Annotated in this window: 16 protein-coding genes; all 16 read left to right on the top strand. The window is 40.5% G+C overall.

All coding sequences use genetic code 11. The features are described 5' to 3' along the window. A partial coding sequence (locus tag JG770_RS09820; protein ID WP_291958401.1) for a transposase occupies positions 1–201 on the top strand: 201 nt, incomplete at its 5' end. A 169-nt stretch (positions 202–370) separates the two neighbouring features. After that, positions 371–598, top strand: a complete 228-nt coding sequence (locus tag JG770_RS09825; protein WP_291958404.1) for a hypothetical protein — start codon at positions 371–373, stop codon at positions 596–598. 156 nt (positions 599–754) lie between these two features. Beyond that, positions 755–1456, top strand: coding sequence for an L-ribulose-5-phosphate 4-epimerase (araD, locus tag JG770_RS09830; protein ID WP_363320996.1), 702 nt, complete (start codon positions 755–757; stop codon positions 1454–1456). 159 nt (positions 1457–1615) lie between these two features. Further along, the gene (locus tag JG770_RS09835) at positions 1616–3286 is read left to right on the top strand and encodes an ABC transporter substrate-binding protein (RefSeq protein ID WP_291958409.1); all 1671 of its coding nucleotides are present in this window, start codon (positions 1616–1618) and stop codon (positions 3284–3286) included. A 21-nt stretch (positions 3287–3307) separates the two neighbouring features. Beyond that, complete coding sequence (locus tag JG770_RS09840; RefSeq protein ID WP_291958411.1) at positions 3308–3598, top strand: hypothetical protein; 291 nt, start codon at positions 3308–3310, stop codon at positions 3596–3598. Between the two features lie 4 nt (positions 3599–3602). After that, entirely contained in the window at positions 3603–4961 is a 1359-nt protein-coding gene (locus tag JG770_RS09845) for a sensor histidine kinase (RefSeq protein WP_291958414.1), read from the top strand. Beyond that, positions 4954–5718: a response regulator gene (locus JG770_RS09850; RefSeq protein ID WP_291958417.1), complete on the top strand. Its 765-nt coding sequence runs from the start codon at positions 4954–4956 to the stop codon at positions 5716–5718. Before JG770_RS09845 ends, JG770_RS09850 begins: the two co-directional genes overlap by 8 nt. A 127-nt stretch (positions 5719–5845) precedes the next feature. Beyond that, entirely contained in the window at positions 5846–8755 is a 2910-nt protein-coding gene (locus JG770_RS09855; RefSeq protein WP_291958419.1) for an extracellular solute-binding protein, read from the top strand. Between the two features lie 35 nt (positions 8756–8790). Continuing rightward, a complete protein-coding gene (locus JG770_RS09860; RefSeq protein ID WP_363320997.1) occupies positions 8791–9702 on the top strand; it encodes a sugar ABC transporter permease in 912 nt (303 codons plus the stop codon). 1 nt (position 9703) lies between these two features. Then, positions 9704–10471, top strand: coding sequence for a carbohydrate ABC transporter permease (locus JG770_RS09865; protein WP_291958422.1), 768 nt, complete (start codon positions 9704–9706; stop codon positions 10469–10471). A 15-nt stretch (positions 10472–10486) separates the two neighbouring features. Then, positions 10487–12454, top strand: coding sequence for a YIP1 family protein (locus JG770_RS09870; protein WP_291958425.1), 1968 nt, complete (start codon positions 10487–10489; stop codon positions 12452–12454). Between the two features lie 15 nt (positions 12455–12469). Then, the gene (locus JG770_RS09875) at positions 12470–15049 is read left to right on the top strand and encodes a DUF5696 domain-containing protein (protein WP_291958428.1); all 2580 of its coding nucleotides are present in this window, start codon (positions 12470–12472) and stop codon (positions 15047–15049) included. After that, complete coding sequence (locus tag JG770_RS09880; protein ID WP_291958431.1) at positions 15046–15969, top strand: sugar ABC transporter permease; 924 nt, start codon at positions 15046–15048, stop codon at positions 15967–15969. The genes JG770_RS09875 and JG770_RS09880 overlap by 4 nt, the downstream gene beginning before the upstream one ends. A 17-nt stretch (positions 15970–15986) precedes the next feature. Next, entirely contained in the window at positions 15987–16991 is a 1005-nt protein-coding gene (locus JG770_RS09885; protein ID WP_291958434.1) for a carbohydrate ABC transporter permease, read from the top strand. Between the two features lie 104 nt (positions 16992–17095). After that, complete coding sequence (locus JG770_RS09890) at positions 17096–18523, top strand: extracellular solute-binding protein (protein WP_291958437.1); 1428 nt, start codon at positions 17096–17098, stop codon at positions 18521–18523. A gap of 60 nt (positions 18524–18583) precedes the next feature. Then, positions 18584–19945: glycosyl hydrolase (locus JG770_RS09895; RefSeq protein ID WP_291958440.1), on the top strand; the 1362-nt coding region annotated here is incomplete at its 3' end.

Genomic DNA, 19945 nt, shown 5'->3' on the forward strand with positions numbered 1-19945 from the left:
TTTTGTTATATTGAGCATCAGAAATTTTCAGTACGAGCTAAGGTTGAGCATCCATTTCATATTATCAAGAATACATTTGGTTTTAACAAGGTCTGCTACCGTGGTATCGCCAAAAATCTTAACAGGCTGTATCTGCTTGCAGCGAGTGCGAATCTTCTGATGTGCGCCCGTAGTGGCAGCTGGCGAACGCAACCAGCATAATTTGTGGAATAAGTGTGCCTATTTTTAGGAATTTTCTCAAATGAGGCAGAAAAAATTAGTGGATTTGCCGACTGAAGTAGACATTATTCCCTGAACGACCCTATTTTACAAACATTTGAGCCTATTAATCAGCGTTACCTTAAATCAATTTATCATTGAAGGAATGATAATGGCTTTTATAGCTTCAATTATTGCTATCATCTTTAGCTGCGGCACAGTTCTTTTAATTCAAAAATATCTTAATGAAAATATGTATATTCTTTTTGAAGCTGATTTCATACTTCCGAATTTATTGTTACCTGTTTTAGTGGCAATTATATATGGATTTGTTTTCAGTATTATACCAAGTTACTACGGCTCAAGAATCAAAGTTACAGATTCATTAAGATTCGAATAATAATAAGAACCGAATAAAAGCAAATATATGGCTTTCGGAAGGGGGCGAAATGCCTGCTGTAAATTTTCATGTTTCACCTCTTGTACCTTTGCCGTCAACGCTTTACCAACAATACCGTATGTGGTATAATCAAAAAAAACGGAGGATGAGGTTGAATTGTTGGAATCGCTTAAACAAATGGTACTCGATGCAAATAAAGAACTGCCTAAGCGCGGCTTGGTTACATATACATGGGGCAATGTCAGCGGCATAGACAGGGACAGCGGTCTTGTCGTTATAAAGCCCAGCGGTGTGCCATATGATGAGCTGCAAATGGAGCATCTGGTCGTCGTGGATCTGGAGGGCAATAAAGTAGAGGGGCAATTAAACCCGTCATCTGACACACCTACACATCTGATATTGTACAAGGCCTTTCCCAACATAGGCGGAGTCGTGCATACACACTCGCGTTGGGCTACTGTATGGGCACAGGCCGGCATGGATATACCGGCTCTTGGCACTACTCATGCAGACTATTTTTATGGAGATATTCCATGTACCAGAAAGATGAAACCGGACGAAATAGAAGAAGCTTATGAAGAGAATACAGGCAAAGTTATAGTGGAGACTTTCAACAATATGAATGCGGATGATGTACCTGCTGTATTGGTGCACAGCCACGGGCCGTTCGCATGGGGCAAGGATGCGGCAGAAGCGGTGCACAATAGCGTTGTGCTGGAAGAAGTCGCTATGATGGCGTATCACACATTGACGCTGAGCAATATTGCAGGGGTTACCCCTATAGATCAGGCTTTGTTGGATAAGCATTTTTTGAGAAAGCACGGCAAAAACGCGTATTACGGTCAGAAACAAATATAGCGTAGAATTTACTGCTTGGTATATATGCACTTCCTGAGCGGCGTTGGATATATCCGTTCAACGCTGGACGGATGCCTAGATATAGGCGTCTAGGCTGTAAGACGGCTGTGCAGGATATTGGATATGGCGTTGGCCTGCTCGAAAGGAAAGCGTTAAAATATGAGAGTAAAGAAGTTCATGGTTGTTTTAGCATATATTATGATCTTTCTATTTCAGCTTGGTTGTGCTAATTCTTTGGATAATACCGACATAAGTCAGGCGGGGTTATATGATGCCGGCAGTGCGATCGATGAAGTATTTTCACTCTTTATTATGGATCCGAGGCAAGAACCGATAGATCTGTCCAATACTGCTGTTGGTATAAAGGTTTCAAAATTGACAGGGGTTAAACTAAAGACTGAATATATAAGCAGCAGTGATGAGAAAACAAAGGCTAGCTTTATGGTGGCTACCAAGGACTATCCGGAGCTTATAGCCCCGCATAATGAATACGCTACATTCAAAGCCGCCGGCGCGCTGGTACCGCTGGATGATTATATAGATAAATATGGACAAAATATAAAAAAGATTTACACCGAACAGGAACTGAATATGTTGAGGGATCCTATAGACGGGCATATATACTATTTAACGCCATATAGAAAAAATAGTAGGCTTCTTTATCCCTCATCGGGTTTTTATCTTCCTATAACAGCGCTAAGGGAGCTTGACTGGCCCAAGGTCACCTCGTTTGATCAATACTTTGAGATAATAAGGAATTATGTAAGAGCCAATCCTGTCTATAACGGCGAACCGACGATAGGCTTTACCGCATTAACCGATAATTGGAGGATATATACGTTGTTTAATGCTCCGAATTATCTGGCTGGCAATCCCAATACAGGCGGAGTATGGGTCGATAAGAATTATGAGGCGCACTCCTTTATGTTGAGCGATTGGGCATATAAGTATTACAAAAAACTCAATGAACTTTGGAACGAAGGCTTATTGGATAAAGATATGTTTACCCAAAACTATGACGCTTATAAGGCTAAAATAGCGTCGGGCAGGGTTATAGGCTTTTATGACGAGAGATGGCAGATACAAGACGCTATTGATATGTTAGAAAAGCAAGGCTTGTTTGATAGGGTGCCTATAGCTATGCCGGTGGTATTTGATGGTGTGAATAAGGAGGCCTATAACGGCATAAGTGTGATGGGGACGGGAGCCGGCATATGCATAACCCGGAATTGTGAGGATCCGGAGGCCGCATTTAAGTTCATCGATAAAATGGCCTCGGAAGAAGTGCTGAAAGTAGTCTATTGGGGATTTGAAGGTGTGGATTATACTGTTCAAAATGGCAAATTTACTTTGACGGATGCGCAATTGGAGCGGATGAATGATCCGGATTATGTACGCAAAAGAGGGCTGGGTTCTTTTTGGCTATTTCCTCACCCGGATGGAGGGGCTAAATTCTCCGATGGCAACTATGTATTTCCTCAGGATACGGCAGAATATATGAATTATAAATACAAGGACTATGAAAAAGAGGTGCTAAAAGCATATAATTTAACCAGTATGGCTGATCTTATGGCGCCGCCTTTGGAGACACCTTACGGTTTCGTTTGGGATATACCTATACCTGACAGTGAACCTGAGATAAAAGCTGCAAATCAGAAGGCTTCTGACATAGCGCGGAAGTATACAGCGCGTCTGATAATGTCTGCTCCTGAGCAATATGATCTATTATGGCAGGAATATGCTGACGAGATGGAAAATGCTAATTATGATATGGCTGACCAATTTTTGACCGGCGAGATAAAACGAAGAGTGGTTGAACGCGATAAATGAGAGCAGGCGAGGATATAAAGGATGAAAAAAGCAATTAAATTTCTCAGGCTAGATAACATAAAGGTCAAAAATAAGCTGCTTTTGATATATATCCTATGTGTATTATTGCCTATAGTAGCGACAGATTATGCGTTTTTCAATTATACTAGGACGCAGGTAGAAAAACAGCAGCTCCAGCAATATAAGGCATCGTTGCAGCGCTTGAGCCTTGTTATAAATAAGCAGTTTGAGGATGCTATTTATGTGGCTTATAATATGATGACAAGCTATATATACCAGCAATACTACCATACCCGAAAGTGCGGGATATAAGCATTTGCCGCTGGATGTTGAGGATGAGGAATGGTATAGATATGCCATAGAAGATCCGTATGGTTTTTCAGTTGTTAGTTACTATAAAAGCGGTCGATGGTATGTGAGCTTGATAAAAGATTTGAATTATTATAAAAAAAACAACATAAAGAAAATACTGAAAATCGATTTTAAGAAATCCGAATTTGTCGATATATTAAAGACTGAAGGGCAAGTGGGCGCTATATATATTGTGGATGGTTTCAATAAAGTTGTTTATTCCAACGATGACAAATACAATAGCGGGTTTTATACGCTGAAAGACATAAATATAACAAACAATGACCATGTATTAGAGCAAAACATGGATAAAACTATAGGTATGGGCTTGTGGAAGATAGTAAATGTGGTAAGCGATAAAAACATTGCGGCGGCTATGAACCAACCGATCAAATTTATAATAATGCTGGCGCTTTTAAATGTTATCTTGGCATCCTGTGTCATATATGTTCTGTCATTTTCATTGGAATATAGAATTGATATTGTTCATTCTCATATAAAAAAGGGAAGACATCAGCATTTTGATATCATAGAATGTGATGGGGGAAAGGATGAAATAGGGGATCTTATAAGGGAGTTTAATAGGATGGCGTCTACTATTGAAAGCCTTATAAAGAATGTATATGAAGCTGATCTGCAGAAGAAGAGCATTGAGGTTGAGAAAAAGCAGGCGATGATAAATGCCCTACAAAGTCAGATAGACCCGCACTTTCTTTTCAATACACTGGAAAGCATACGCATGAGAAGTGTTGTTAAGGGCGAAACTGAAACGGCGCAGATGATTAAGTACTTATCCAAGATTTTCAGGCGTATACTAAGTTGGGGGAGCGACGATGTTACGATAAAAGAGGAATTGAATTATATAAAGTATTTTTTGGAAATACAGAAATACAGATTTGGCGATAAACTCGACTATAAAATACATGTGGACGAAGATGTTTTAAATTATATCATCCCTAAAATGGTTATACAGCCGTTTGTTGAAAATGCGTGTATACACGGCATAGAGGGCAGCAGCGACAATGGATTGGTTGTCGTAGAGATAAAGAGATCCAATTCTTTCGTTGTTTTTACAATAAAAGACAATGGCATAGGGATGAGCGAATATACGCTGGATAATATTTATACAAGCCTAGAGGATGCAAAGGATGCTTCAGGTAGTGTGGGCATAAAAAATGCATATAGAAGGTTAAAGCTTTTGTATGGCGACGACTTTAGATTTCGCATAGACAGCCGGCGCGATGCAGGTACTGTTGTGACTTTGATGATTAACATAGACCAATTAGATAGAGTTCAAGATGGGGAGGCTGAGCAGGATGTATAGGGTGATGATAGTAGACGATGAACCTTACGTACGCGAGGGCTTAAAAGCTATAATCGAGTGGGAACGTTACGGCTTTCAGGTATGTTATGAATCGGAAAATGGTATTGATGCCATAAATAAAGTAAAACAAGAGAGGCCGGATCTTGTTATAGCCGATATAAAAATGCCTCGTATGAATGGCTTGGATATGATAAAGTATTGTAGAGAAGTGCTTGATGTACACGCACAATATATATTGCTCACCGGATATGCTGAATTTGAGTATGCCAGACAAGCTATACGCCTTGGCGTGGCCAGATATTTGTTAAAACCCGTTGACGAAGATGAGCTGATAGAGACGCTGGCGGATATAGCACGAGATATTAAGAGGCAACGCAAAGCCGATGTGTTCAACTTTAGTAAAACAGTTTATACAGAGAGTATGGAAACTATAGCTTCTGATGATGTAATGGACAAAGTGGAAGAATATATAAAAACACACTTTAACGAGGATTTAAACTTAAAAAGCATAGCTGATCATTTTTATGTTAATTCTGTATATTTAGGACAGCTATTTAGAAAACGCTTTGGCCTTTACTTTAAGGACTATTTACACAGGCTGCGCATGGAGGAAGCTAAAAAACTTCTAAAAGGCACCGAACTTAAAGTATATGAAATAGCTGCTGCGGTAGGATACAGCGATCCGAACTATTTTGTAAGCAAATTTAAAAAGATTACGCAATATACGCCATTGGAATATAGGGAACGTGCATTATAAAGATCTTTAGTTTTCAAAGGACTTTATAAACTTTTTCTAGTTTATAAAGTCCTTTATTATTCTATAATATCACTAGATTTATTAATCAAATCAGCTAAAACTTAAACTTGTAAAGGGGGCAGGAGCTGTGCGGTTAAAAAGGGCTACAAAAATAGTTGCTATCTCGGTTCTATTGGTTTTTTCATTAACAGTATCTGATTTCATGGTTCCGCAACCGAATATTTCAAAGGCGCAGGATGAGGACGAACAAAGCTTTACGCCAGGGAATATAAGGGATGATTATGAAATATATCTAAATGAGCATAAAAATGCACCTTATCCAAAGGAAAGCATAATAATAAATGCAACCGATTTTACCGATGCTAGTCCGGCCGTTGAAATAGTTACGGGCTTGGGCGATGCACCGGGCGAGTCTGTCAAGACAGATGAAGAAGGTTACATCGAGTGGAAGGTAGATATTAAAACGGCAGGATTGTATAATATCAAAATTGAATATTATCCTGTCGAAGGAAGGGGCTCATCGATTGAAAGAGAGGTGCTGATAAATGGGCAATTGCCGTTTTTTGCAGCTGGTCACCTTACTTTTTCCAGAGTGTGGGCTGATGGGGGTGCAGTCAGGCAGGACAACCGCGGTAACGATATACGTCCCACGCAGGTTGAGGCTCCCAGATGGGAACAAAGCTATTTTTGGGATTATATGGGGTACTATAATGAGCCTTATTACTTTTATTTCAATGAGGGTGAAAATACCATAAGGCTTGTATCGGTTAAAGAGCCAATGGCTATAAAAACCATCACGATAGAGCAAGCTCCGAAAAGCCCAACTTATGAGCAAGTGCTCGCCACATATCAAAAAGAAGGATATAAAAATTATAACGGTGCACCTGTTAAAATTCAAGGTGAGGATGCCGATTTAAAATCTGATCCAACGCTTTATCCTTTAAACGACAGGGCATCGCCTACTACCGAACCGTATGACCCCGCTAAAATACGTTTGAACACAATAGGGGGATATAGATGGAATCTGCCCGGCCAATGGATAACATGGACGGTCGATGTACCCGAGGACGGATTATATAGACTGGCTTTTAAGGTGAGGCAGAATATGGTTAGAGGATCGTTTAGCAACCGACGGCTTTTGATCGATGGACAAGTTCCATTTTCAGGAGCAGAAGATTTAAAATTCGAATATAAAAACGATTGGGTAATGTATGAGCTGACTCAAAACGCTGAACCATGCCTGTTTTACTTAACAAAAGGCAAACATGAGATAAAACTTGAGGTTACGCTGGGTGATCTGGCGGAAATTATACGTACTATAGAATCCAGTTTATATCAGCTTAACGAGGCTTATAGAAAAATAATAATGGTAACCACCCCTACACCGGATCCTTACAGGGATTATCAGTTAGATTTACAAATACCGGATGTAATAAAGGAACTGGATAAACAAGGGGATATAATAGATGAAATGGCACAGCAGCTTATAGCTTATACCGGACAAAGAGGCTCTCAAAGCGCTATACTTTATCGTTTATCATATCAACTGAAAGATATGGTAAGAAGGCCTGATAGGATTCCTAGGATGTTGAATGATTTTAAGACCAATATAGGAAGCTTGGGTACATGGATACTCTCGGCCAGGGAACAACCGTTGGAGATAGATTATTTATGGCTTGCTTCTCCAGAGCAACAACTGCCGGACACTGGTACTGGTTTTGGGCAAAAAGTGCTTCATGAAACGAGGGCACTTATAGCATCCTTTACCGAGGATTATAACAGCGTAGGTAATATTTACACTGGCGAAGCATTGAAAGTATGGATTCAGACTGGCAGGGATCAGGCTCAGGTATTGAAGCAGATTATAGACGACACATTTACGCCGCAAACCGGTATACCGGTGAACCTAGAGCTGGTGCAGCCCGGTACGCTGTTGCCGGCAGTAGTGGCAAATATAGGCCCGGATGTGGCGCTGCAATTAGCCGTAAACGATCCTGTTAATTTTGCTACCCGTAATGCCGCTATAGATCTGGCACAATTTAAAGGTTTTGATGAAGTGGCCAAACGCTTTCACGAGAGCGCTCTGGTACCATATGAATTTAATGATGGCGTTTTTGCTCTTCCGGAAACGCAAAGTTTCCCCATGCTCTTTTATAGAACGGATATACTTGAAGAACTGGATTTACAGGTGCCGCAGACGTGGCAAGATGTTTTTAATATACTGCCAGTTATACAAAAGAATCATATGGATTTCGGAATTCCTATATCTACTACGCAGACCCCGGGTGCCGGTATGACGTCGTTTACAATGCTTTTGTATCAAATGGGCGGTAAACTTTATAAGCAAGACGGTATAGCCACTGCACTGGATGAAGAGGAAGCTATCGAAGCATTCAAGATGTGGACGGAGCTTTATGTGAATTACAAATTTCCGGTACAATATGATTTCGCGAATAGGTTTAGGATAGGAGAGATGCCTATAGGCATAGCTGATTATCAGACGTATAACTTCCTGTCGGTATTTGCTCCTGAAATAAGAGGGTTATGGGATTTTGCGCCAGTACCAGGAATGGAAAGGGCGGACGGTTCTATAGATCGATCGGTGCCAAGCGGTGGTACGGCGGCTATGATGGTAAGGGGGGTAAAAGATAAAAATGCGGCATGGGAGTTTCTGAAATGGTGGACCGGCACAGAGACGCAGGAGCGTTTCGGCAGAGAAATGGAAAGCCTGCTAGGGGCGGCAGGGAGATATCCGACCGCTAATATAGAAGCCTTGGAGAAACTGCCATGGCCGGTCAAGGACTATAAGAACCTTATGGCACAATGGCAGTGGGTTAAAGGTAATCCTGAAGTGCCTGGCGGATATTTTACGCCGAGGCATTTGGATAATGCTTTTAGGAAGGTTATATATGACGGGGAAGATCCAAGGGAAACTATACTGGATTACGTAAGGGTAATAAATGATGAGATCACCAATAAGCGCATCGAATTCGGTTTGCCGACGATGGAAGATTTAAAAAATGAGGCAGGAAGGTGAGAAAGATGGCTTCCAACATACTCCCCAATACAAAAATGTCGTTTAGCGCAAGAATGAACAATACGTGGGCAGAGATGAAAAAAAACAAGGTATCATATATGTTCCTTGCGCCATACGCGATAATCTTTGCGATATTTACTATAGTGCCGGTATTGACCTCTATAGGGCTGAGTTTCACGTATTACAATATACTCGAACCGCCAAAATGGATCGGATTCCAGAATTATATAAACTTGCTCTTGGACGATGAGGTGTTTTTGATAGCGCTTAAGAATACATTTATATTTGCTGCTATAACTGGTCCTATAGGGTATTTTGCCGCTCTGTTTTTTGCATGGATGATAAATGAACTGCCGCCCAAAATAAGGGCGATAATGGTGGTTATATTTTATGCCCCTACTATCTCAGGACAGGCGTATATAGTGTGGAATACATTGTTTAGCGGCGATGCTTACGGTTATATAAACGGTATGCTTATTCAGTTGGGTATTATATACGAACCAATTCAGTGGCTTACCGATCCTACGTATATGAAAACGGCTGCTATAATAGTGGTGCTGTGGATGAGCCTTGGGACCGGCTTCCTTGCATTTGTAGCGGGGCTGCAGGGTATAGACAACACCCTTTATGAGGCAGGGTATGTAGATGGTATTCAAAACAGGTGGCAAGAATTATGGTATATAACGTTGCCTTCCATGAAGCCACAACTGCTATTCGGCGCTGTGATGTCCATTACTTCATCATTTGCCATACATGAGGTATTAGTTCCGTTGGTGGGATTTCCAAGTACCGACTACGCGGCTCATACGGTCGTGTCTCATCTGGTGGATTATGGGAATATAAGGTTTGAAATGGGTTACGCATCGGCTATAGCTACGCTCTTGTTTATAGCTATGGTAGGCACCAATCAAATAGTTCAGCGATTAATAAGAAAGGTGGGGAGCTGATATGGCTAAGACAAAGGCCAAGGCGAGGCGGAGAAAACCTAATCGCTCGCTAGGCGGCGACATAACAAATATAGTGATAGTAAGGAATCCTTCTCTGGAAAATTTCCAAGACCTGTTTATATTGATGCAGCAATCGTGGGTTCCTTTTTCCAGGTATATTTTGAATACCGTATTTATAACGGCCGTAGGTACAGTAGGTCATGTTATAGTAGCATCTATGGCGGCTTATGTTTTGGCAAAACATAAATTCCCAGGCAGGGTTTTGTTTTTTAACATTGTGGTATTATCGCTTATGTTTTCCTACCATGTGACCGCTATACCGAGTTACCTTACCATGTCTTTTTTAGGGTGGATAGACACCTATTATGCCATAATAGTGCCGCAGCTAGCATATTCATTGGGCCTGTTCTTAATGAAGCAGTTTATGGAACAGATACCCGATTCGCTATTAGAAGCGGCTCGTATAGATGGTGCCAGTGAATTCCGCGTATTTTGGCAGATAGCCATGCCTACGGTTAAACCGGCATGGTTGACGTTGGTTATATTCGTGTTCCAGAATTTGTGGAATACGACGGGCGGTACTTATATATACAGAGAAGAGTTGAAAACGCTGCCTTACGCATTGCAACAGATACTGGCAGGAGGCATAGCCAGAGCGGGCGTGGCTGCTGCCGTGGCTTTGCTTATGATGAGCGTCCCTATAACGTTATTTATCATAACCCAGAGCAATATAATTCAGACTATGACTACATCGGGTATAAAGGAATAAAGGAGGGATGCGGATATGATGAAAAAAATGTGTGCTTTATTAATTGCGATAATATGTTTATCGATAGTTTTCCCTGCTTTTGCATCTGCAGCTCCACCATATGAAAGCTATACATATGATTATTGGGGAAATATTTTATACGCTCCCTATGCATATCTTCCCGACAGGGTAATAGATGGGTCAAGCTTGGGTATAGGGGATTTTAATACACCGGGAGATTTATTTGTTGGTAAAGACGGCAAGATATATATAGCCGATTCAGGTAATAATCGTATAATAGTTGCGGATAGCAAATGGAATGTGTTAAATGAAATCAAGGTGTTTGAACACGATGGAGCAAGCGATACATTTAAAAACCCACAAGGGTTATACGTTACCGAAGAAGGACATATATATGTCGCGGATACTGATAATGGCCGTATAGTAGAGCTGGGGACTGCTGGTGAATTCATAAGGCAGATAGGTGCGCCTAAAGCCGACATAATACCTGCCGATTTTGTCTATAAGCCTATGAAACTTGTGCTGGATAAGGCTAAAAGGATATATGTTATAGCTCAGAATGTTAATCAAGGTATAATAGAGCTAAATGCCGATGGCACGTTTCAGGGGTATATGGGTGCCAGCAGAGTAATACCCAATATGATTGACTATATATGGAAGATGATATCGACCCGGGAACAGCGAGCCGGAATGGTTTTGTTTATGCCCACAGAATACAATAATATTTATATAGACGATGAAGGATTCTTATATGTTACCACCAGTGCTTTGAACGATGCTGATATACAGAATGCGATTAATTTCGATGTATCGGTAGATAGCGCCAGCGGTATATATAGTGTTTTAGATAGAAAAAGGGGACGTATATTTACATATGACGATGATGGTAATCTCCTCTATATTTTCGGCGGCATAGGGGAGCAGGCAGGAACATTTAAAAGTCCGACAGCTATTGAAAGAATAGGGAATCAAATATTGGTATTGGATTCTAAACTAAACAGTGTAACGGCATTCTCCATAACAGAATATGGTTCTCTTGTAAATGAAGCCCTCTCTCTACACCACAAAGGTCACTACGATGAAGCGGCCGACCGGTGGCAACAGGTTCTACATTATAACTCTAATTACGAATTGGCTTATATAGGCCTTGGTAAATCGCTGCTTAGACAAGACCGGTTTGCGGAAGCTATGAAGAATTTTAAGCTGGGCAACAAACGGGACCTTTATTCTAAGGCATTCCAGTACTATAGGAAAGAAGTGGTCGAGCAAAACTTTGGTTGGATAGTAGGGGGCATAGCCCTTGCTATAATAGCCATGTGGCTCATATCCAAGTATAAAAATAAGATATTCAAAAAGGGCAATAAACTTTTGGATAGCCTTGGTTATTCGTTTCATGTGATATTCCACCCGTTTGACGGATTTTGGGACTTGAAGCATGAAAAAAGAGGAAGCTTATCTGCTGCTTTTATAATAATCATATTGCTTATAGTGACATTTGTTTTAAGAAGGCAGCTTACCGGCTTTGCGTTTAATACTAATAATCCTAAAACGCTCAATATATTTACTGAAATATTTAGTGTTGTAATACCATATGGGCTTTGGTGCGTAGCCAATTGGTGTCTTACAACATTGATGGATGGCGAAGGCAGCTTTACTGATATCGTTATAGCCACAGCATATGCGACGGTGCCGCTTATACTGATAAATTTGCCGCTTATACCGTTCAGCCATATCATAACGGCTGAGGAGGGCGCTTTCTATACATTTTTTGCTCAGCTTGCCGTGTTCTGGTGTGGACTGCTTATAGTGCTTGGCACTATGGTTACACATCAATATACTATAGGTAAAACCATAGGGACATCATTGCTTACAATTGTAGGCATGGGCATCATAATATTTATCGGGCTATTGGTATTCGATTTGCTTCAGCAAATGATAACCTTTGTATACACGATATATAGAGAAATAACGTTTAGGATTTAAAGGGGGGTCGACTATATGAAAAAGGGCTTAATAGCGATAATCATTGCTATAGCGTTTATTATGTTATCCACCGATATAGCTTTTATGGCGCCGGATACGCCCAAACAACAGCAAACAGGCGATACGTCGGCCGTACAGGATCCGGTACCGTCTGAAATGGAACTTGTAGCAGAAAATGAATTTTTGGCTATGTATTTTAATCCGGCTACTACAGAAGTTGCTATAAAAGATAAAAAATCCGGGTATATGTGGTATACTAATCCGCCCGATAGGGAACAGGATACTATTGCTACAGGTGCAAATAAAGGAAAGCTTGGGTCACAAATAAGTATAACTTATTATACCCCTACTGCTCAGCAACAGCAGATGGATAATTACAACGACAGCATAGCGCATAATCAATTTAAGGTCGATAAAACAAATAACGGCGTAAAAATAACATACACGATAGGGCGTGTGCAAAAAGTGCTGGTGGTGCCTCAGGCCATAAGCGCCGAGAGATTTGAACAAATACTGAGCAAATTATCTGACGATGCTGATAAAAATCTTTTAAAAAGAAGATATAAGCTTATATCGTTAAACGATATAAAAGACGAGGGAGAAAGGAATGAAATGCTGGCTAAATATCCCAAGCTTTCCGAGCATGATATCTATGAATTGAGGCCAAATTTAAACGATCTCGTCATGCAGCAGTTGGACGAGGTATTTAAAAAGGCTGGTTGCACCATAGACGACTTAAATAAAGATCATGTGGAGAATAATGTGCCACCTAAAGAGGCTAACAAAGATATATTCACAATACCACTTGAATATAAACTGGATGGCCAAGACCTTATCGTGTCTATAGATGCAAAAGAAATAAAATATGATACATCATATCCATTGGCCCAAATAAGAGTGCTCGAGTTTTTTGGTGCAGGCAATAGCGAAATGAGCGGGTATATGCTGGTACCAGACGGTTCAGGGGCAATTATAAATATGAATAATGGTAAAAACGATGCCCGTCCATATATGGGATACCTGTATGGCAATGATCGGGCTATAAGGCAGGAAGAAGTATTTGAAAAGGGTGAACAGGCATATTTACCGTTGTTTGGTATTAAACATGGGGATAATGCATTATTTGGTATAATTGAAGAAGGAAGCGCCTTTGCTTCTATTGTGGCCGACGTGAGCGGCAGAATAAATTCATACAATACTGCTTGCGCTGAATTTATGACATTGCCTAACGACACTATAGATCTGACCGCTATGGCGGGCAATAATGTGGTAAGGGTGTATCAGCCAAGAATATATCAAGGCACTTTTAAAATAAGATACAACTTTTTATCTGGCCAAGATGCAGGTTATGTTGGTATGGCAAAAAGCTATAGAGAATATTTATTGAACAAAGGACAACTCAAGAAAGCAGAAAATAGGGCGGAGTTGCCGTTCTATCTTGAACTTATAGGAGCCATAGATAAGATAAAACCGGTAGCCGGTGTGCCTGTAAGAGGTATTGAGCCGCTTACAACCTATGACCAGGCTATAGAGATAACAGACAAACTGATAAATAGCGGCATCTCCAATATAAAGTTAAAATATACGGGCTGGTTTAATGGAGGCATAAGGCATTCTTTGCCCGATAATATAAAATTGCAATCCCAACTGGGCGGCAAGAAAGATTTTGATAGGTTAATAAGCTTTGCCACCGACAATGGTGTAGAGATTTATCCTGACGTAAGCTTTGAATATGCATATAAAGATAAGATGTTTGATGGCTTTAGCGCACGTTCCGATGCGGCGCGTTTTCTAGACAGAGAAGTAGCGCTTGTATATGATTTTGATCCGGCTACCAATAGATACGATAACACAAAGGAACCGTATTATATAATAAACCCGGCCAGAATAAACTCGCTAGTATCATCTTTTTTAGAAGATTATGAAGGCTTAAATGTAAGCGGCCTATCGCTTGCTACCATGGGCAATGATCTTAATTCTAACTTCCGCGAGAATGGATTGGTTGATAGGGAGCAGGCTAAATCTTTAATGGTAGAGCAGATGGAGGCATTGACACAGAAAGGCATAAGCCTTATGGCCAGCGGTGTTAACGATTATGCTTTGCCTTACGTTACCCATATATTGAATATGCCTATGGATTCCAGCGGTTATAGTATTACGGATGAAAGTGTACCGTTTTACGAAATAGCATTCCATGGATATGTATCATATGCCGGTGAAGCTATAAATCTCGCGGGCGATTATACTAGATCGGTGTTGAAAGCCGCAGAAACTGGATCAGGATTATATTTTACATGGATATATGGCGAGAATTCATTGGTGAAAGATTCAGATTATAACTATTTATATTCGGTCAATTATGAAGCATGGCTTGGTAGAGCAGTAGAATTATATAACCGCATGAATGCAGCGTTTTCTGATATACAGGATAAGGCTATTGTCGATCATCAAAAATTACGCCAGGATGTTTATAAGGTTACATTTGAAGGCGGAAAGAGCATTATTGTGAATTATAGTGATGCTCCTGTATCTATAGATAATATCATTATAGAAGCTAATAATTTTAAGGCGTTTGAAGGGAGCAATAGCAGATGAATATTAAATCTAAACATCGGCTCACATTAGAGGGTAAAAAGGCTATAACCGGTTATATGTTTATAGCGCCGTTTTTGGTAGGGCTATTTGTATTCTTTATTTATCCACTAATACAATCGATTATATTCAGCTTTCACGATTTGGAAGTAACGGCGACTGGTTATAAGCTAACCTATGCGGGGCTAAATAATTTCAGAAGGGCATTTTTTGTAGATCCGGATTTCAGAAGGATACTTGTAGAATCTATAACTCAGATGATAACCGATGTGCCCCTCATAGTTATGTTTAGCTTCTTTGCTGCTACTTTGCTCAATCAAGAATTTAAAGGCAGAGCTTTTGCTAGAGCAGTATTCTTTCTACCTGTCATATTAACATCTGGTGTAATAGTAGCCATTGAAAACAGCGATATGTTACTGAATATGGCGAGGAGCAGTTTCGAAGAAGAAGCTACCACTGGTGCGGCTGCTTCTGTAGTGCAAGCTTTGGAATTAAGACGCTTGCTCATGCAAACGCGACTGGATCCGCGATTTATTGGTTATATAACCGGTGCTATAGATAATATATATCAGGTGGTAACGGCGTCGGGCGTTCAAATATTGGTATTTTTGGCCGGACTGCAAACCATATCTCCATCGCTTTATGAGGCAGCTATAGTAGAAGGTGCTACAGGATGGGAAAAATTCTGGAAGATTACATTTCCGATGATAAGCCCGCTTATCTTGGTTAATGTAGTTTATTCCATAATAGACTCATTTACAAGGCCTACCAATCAAGTGATGCAGATGATTATGGATGCGGCTTTTAGGCAATCATCATATGGTTACAGCTCGGCAATTGCATGGGTATACTTCATAGCTATAATGCTTATTTTAGGCATAGCCGTAGGTATAATATCCAGATGGGTATTCTATCAAGAATAACGATAGGGGGTTGAAGTATGAGCTCTATAGCGATGGAACAGCGGAATGTGACAATATCCAAAAAAGCCAAACGTAGTTATTTTTCCATGTATAGATTGCGTCAATTGATGTGGTCTATAGTAAGGACAATTTTAGTTATCGGCATATGCTTTGTTATATTATATCCGCTTATAGTAAAGTTTTCTGTATCAATAATGGAAGAGAGGGACCTTTATGATATAACAGTGCGGTATGTGCCGAAACATTTTACATTGAAGAACTATCAGACTGCATGGACATATATGAGATATCCGGAAGCATTTATGAACTCTGTAAAGTTATCTCTGTTAACCAGCTTGATGCAGCTGATATCGTGCACATTGGTAGGCTATGGTTTTGCAAGATTTAATTTTCCATTGAAGAATTTGCTTTTCGGATTGGTTATAGCCATACTGGTGGTACCACCGCAGACTATAATGATACCGCTGTTTTTGCATTTTAGGTTTTTCGACATATTTGGTATTATATCTGCTTTAACCGGTCATACGCTGAACCTTTTGGATAGTTACTGGCCATTTATATTATTATCTGCCACCGGCATGGGCCTAAAAAATGGCTTATATATATATATAATGCGCCAGCATTTTAGAGGAGCACCTAAAGATCTCGAAGAAGCGGCGTATATAGATGGAGCCGGTGCCTTTAAGACATTTTATAGAGTTATGTTGCCGGGAGCCATACCGATGATGGTTACGGTATTTCTATTTTCTTTCGTATGGCAATGGACAGATACCTTTTATTCGACGCTGTTTTTGCAGAAGTTATGGGTATTACCTACTGCCCTAAGCTCGCTGGTGCCCAATGTATCGCAAGCTTACTCATCGGCGCAACTGGGCATTATGGTGTATTTAAGCCCAGCCTATTCGTCTATGCTCAACAATACAGGCAGCATACTTGTTATAATACCGCTTATTATAATATATCTGTTCACTCAACGTTACTTTGTGGAGAGCATAGAACGTTCAGGGCTTACGGGTATGTGATTTATATGGATTCAAAGGAGGGGGTGATTGTATTGCTTGCATATATGAAACACTAGTTTAATGCTTATGCCAAGATAGTATAAAATTTTAAGGAGGAATTGCAAATGTTAAAGAAGATAGCGATGTTGCTGGTAGTTGTTATGTTAATGACGGGTGTAATGGCGGGCTGCGGAGAAAATGAGCAGCCGGCTGCTACTAATGATGAGCAGGAAACGCCAGATCAAACTGCTGAGAAACAGGAGTCCGAACCTCCGCAGTTGGATTTCGGCGGCAGGACCATACGTTATAGTGCTTGGTGGGATCTTACACCTCAACCTGGTTCTTCTGCAGGTGCTGACAGGCAGATAGCTCGCAGGACTGAGCTGGAGAAAAAATACAATTGCAAGGTAGAGTATGTGAATATACCTTGGGACCAGTATCTTCAGAAATTTATAACGGCAGCTATGGCTGGTGACTCTATAGCTGATGTGGTTACGTTGGATAGTCGATGGTTTTACCCGACGGCTGTAACCAACGGGTACCTTTATGACCTCAATGAATTCGCGGATAAAGGTATTTTCGATTTTACTGAGGAAAAATGGAATAAAGATACTCTCAAATGGGCTAATTTTGATGGGAAACTCTATGGTTACAATATAGGCAAAACATACCCTCGCGAGCTATTATTCTGGAATAAAACGCTGTTTGAGAGAGAAGGTCTGCCTAACCTCTATGATCTGTTTTTCAACTATCAATGGACATGGGATAAAATGCTGGAGATTGCTAAAAAAGCCACAAAAGATACAGATGGCGACGGTAAGATAGATCAATGGGGGTTGTCCGGTATAGATCTGGGATTTGGTTTTGTATTTTCCAATAATGCTGAAAGTGTGGATGTAACAGACCCATATCATCCGAAATTTGCGCTTAATTCTCCTAACGCGTTGGAAGGGCTACAGGCATGGCAGGATTTCACACAGAAGCATAAGGTGGTAGAGCTAAATCCTGAGGGCGCGGCATGGGATTACCCGAGGCAGAGTTTCTCTGACGGTAATGTAGCTATGCTTTATACACAATGGTATATGGTGGACGATATAAAGAAGAATATGAAGGATGAATATGGTGTAGTATTGTTCCCCATGGGACCTAAAGCTGATGAATATGTATCCCGAAGTGTAAATAATGTCAATACCATACCATCGACAGTGAAAAACGCTGATCAAGTGGCCATATTCGAGAATGAAATGACAGAGCCGTATCCAGATGAAGCTCCGGATGAATGGAAGGATTATTATATTGAAAGATTATATGATGAACAATCGGTCCAGGTTATAGAAATGCTCATAGACAAAGGGTTGAGCAAAACCGAGTGGTTTCTTTCTTTCGATGACGTTGTGCAGCTATCCTATACCTTCATGTCAGAGATACAAAACGGCAGTAAGACACCCCAAGTAGCTATAAGCGAAATAGCGCAGCAGGCACAGACATTGATGGATAATGCGCTGAAGAAGAAACCGGAAGAGCTCATAAAGACCGACGAAACAGCACAATAATGCGGCAGAGGTCTCTTGCTTGCATGCAGGAGACCTCACAACCTAGTAGAGGTGGAAAAGATGAAAAAGTTTGCCGTGCGAGTCATATGCCTCTTTATGATGATTATATTGCTTTTTGTTTATGGCTGTGGCCTTGATAATAGTGAATATTTAAGAGATAATAATAGTAATCAGTCTGAAGAAGGGGGCTCAAGTATGGATAATGCAACAAATAATAGAGATATATCTGATATAGATGGTGCAGCTGTCGAAGGACAATATGACCCGGATTTTGGACTGTTTTTTGAGGCCGAGGATGCTGCGGTTACAACCGGTAAAGTGCGAATTGAGAATACTCACCTAGGATTTTCTGGTAAGGGTTATCTGGTCGGCATAGAAGGCGAGGAGGATACTGTTACTTTTTATGTTACTATACCTGAAAGCGGATTTTACGATTTAAACTTCATCAGTTCAAGCTATGATGGATACAAAGAAAATAACGTATATGTAAATGGAGAATTTGTAGGAGTGGCAAAGGTTGAAGGAACTGATTTTCAAGATTCTATTTTAAAGAGAGTTTATTTAAAAGCGGGTAAAAACGAGATAAAAATGACTAAGAGTTGGGGGTGGATTCGATTGGATGCATTAAAAGTTACAGCTTCTTCTTCAAATGAAGAAGATATTTATAAGGTATCTGCAAAGTTAGTTGATCCTGAAGCTACTGACAGGGTTAAAAGGCTGATGCAATATTTGTGTGATATGTATGGTAAATACATAATTTCAGGTCAGTATTCCGATGGAGGAATAAACGGCCCTGAATTTAAAGCAATATATAACGCAACGGGGAAATATCCCGCTATACTTGGGCTCGATTTTATAGATTATACGCCTTCAAGAATAACATACGGTACAACAAGTAAAGCTGTTGAATATGCAATTGAGTTTGATAAGTTGGGAGGTATTGTGACGTTTTGTTGGCACTGGAATGCTCCTGAACCTTATCTGTACAATACTTCAGAAAATCCATGGTGGAGCGGATTCTATACCAAAGCTACCAATATTAATTTAAAGGCTATTATGAACGGTGAAGATCCACAAGGCTATGAGCTTCTATTGAGGGACATTGATGAGATTGCTAAATGTTTAAAACGGCTGCAGGAAGCTGACGTGCCTGTTTTATGGCGCCCTCTGCATGAAGCCAGTGGCGGCTGGTTTTGGTGGGGAGCATCTGGGGCAGAGGCATACATCAAGCTATACCGACTGCTTTTTGACAGGCTTACAAAAGTTCACTGTATTCATAATTTGATTTGGGTGTGGAATGGACAGCATCCGAACTGGTATCCAGGAGATGAATATGTTGATATCATAGGGATAGATATCTATCCGGGTGAAAGGATATACAGCCCTCATACCTCTAAATTCTTTGAGATGGCCGAATGGCCT

The organism is Mahella sp., from assembly GCF_020054945.1.
Classification (GTDB): Bacteria; Bacillota; Clostridia; order Mahellales; family Mahellaceae; genus Mahella.

Coding starts and splice junctions, on each gene's coding strand:
- JG770_RS09825 (WP_291958404.1), top strand. CDS start 371: ATGGCTTTTATAGCTTCAATTATTGCTATCATCTTTAGCTGCGGCACA.
- JG770_RS09835 (WP_291958409.1), top strand. CDS start 1,616: ATGAGAGTAAAGAAGTTCATGGTTGTTTTAGCATATATTATGATCTTT.
- JG770_RS09840 (WP_291958411.1), top strand. CDS start 3,308: ATGAAAAAAGCAATTAAATTTCTCAGGCTAGATAACATAAAGGTCAAA.
- JG770_RS09850 (WP_291958417.1), top strand. CDS start 4,954: ATGTATAGGGTGATGATAGTAGACGATGAACCTTACGTACGCGAGGGC.
- JG770_RS09860 (WP_363320997.1), top strand. CDS start 8,791: ATGTCGTTTAGCGCAAGAATGAACAATACGTGGGCAGAGATGAAAAAA.
- JG770_RS09865 (WP_291958422.1), top strand. CDS start 9,704: ATGGCTAAGACAAAGGCCAAGGCGAGGCGGAGAAAACCTAATCGCTCG.
- JG770_RS09870 (WP_291958425.1), top strand. CDS start 10,487: ATGATGAAAAAAATGTGTGCTTTATTAATTGCGATAATATGTTTATCG.
- JG770_RS09875 (WP_291958428.1), top strand. CDS start 12,470: ATGAAAAAGGGCTTAATAGCGATAATCATTGCTATAGCGTTTATTATG.
- JG770_RS09880 (WP_291958431.1), top strand. CDS start 15,046: ATGAATATTAAATCTAAACATCGGCTCACATTAGAGGGTAAAAAGGCT.
- JG770_RS09885 (WP_291958434.1), top strand. CDS start 15,987: ATGAGCTCTATAGCGATGGAACAGCGGAATGTGACAATATCCAAAAAA.
- JG770_RS09890 (WP_291958437.1), top strand. CDS start 17,096: ATGTTAAAGAAGATAGCGATGTTGCTGGTAGTTGTTATGTTAATGACG.